Source organism: Tenacibaculum sp. L6 (assembly GCF_028823685.1).
GTDB lineage: Bacteria > Bacteroidota > Bacteroidia > Flavobacteriales > Flavobacteriaceae > Polaribacter.
Genome location: NZ_JAPEHZ010000170.1, coordinates 1 through 714, shown reverse-complemented (window position 1 = coordinate 714; position 714 = coordinate 1). Strand labels below are relative to the sequence as shown.

The window sequence follows — 714 nt, the reverse complement described above, 5'->3', positions numbered from 1 at the left end:
GCGAAGACGCTTGGTTGTTGGCTAAATAAACCCAACTTATTATAGTTAATACCATTTCTCCATTAAAAATACACTATAAAAGTTGTTCTTTTCCGTTTATATTTCGAAATAAAATAAAAACGTAGTCTGTGGCTATGCTTTGATTTTCTTTTTTATCTAAACAAAAAACTTCTGCTTTTTATTTTAGCGTAATTTCAAATCAAGAACTAGTATAGATTTTTTTGTTGCTGTATCTTTGCATCAAAATTTAATTGATGAGAGCAAAATCACCAAGAGAATCGTTAACTGTACTTACCGATTTAGTTTTACCAGGAGAAACAAATTATTTAGATAACCTTTTTGGAGGAGAGTTATTAGCTCGTATGGATAGAGCTTGTAGTATTGCTGCACGCCGTCATTCGAGAAGAATTGTAGTAACAGCCTCTGTAAATCACGTAGCTTTTTCAAAATCAGTTCCTGTAGGAAGTGTAGTTACCTTAGAAGCAAAAGTTTCTCGTGCGTTTAAATCTTCAATGGAGATTTATGTTGATGTTTGGATTGAAGACCGTCAATCTGGTGAGAAAACAAAAGTAAACGAAGGAATTTACACGTTTGTAGCAGTTGATGAAACAGGTAAGCCTGTACCAATTCCACAAATTGAACCAGAAACAGAGTTAGAGAAAAAACGATATGAAGCTGCTTTACGTAGAAAGCAATTAAGTTTAGTTTTAGCAG

At 33.2% G+C, this 714-nt stretch carries 1 protein-coding gene; it reads left to right on the top strand.

All coding sequences use genetic code 11. The features are described 5' to 3' along the window. Window positions 1-254: 254 nt before the first annotated feature. On the top strand, window positions 255-714 hold a 460-nt coding region (locus OU788_RS12540), incomplete at its 3' end, for an acyl-CoA thioesterase (protein WP_274635473.1).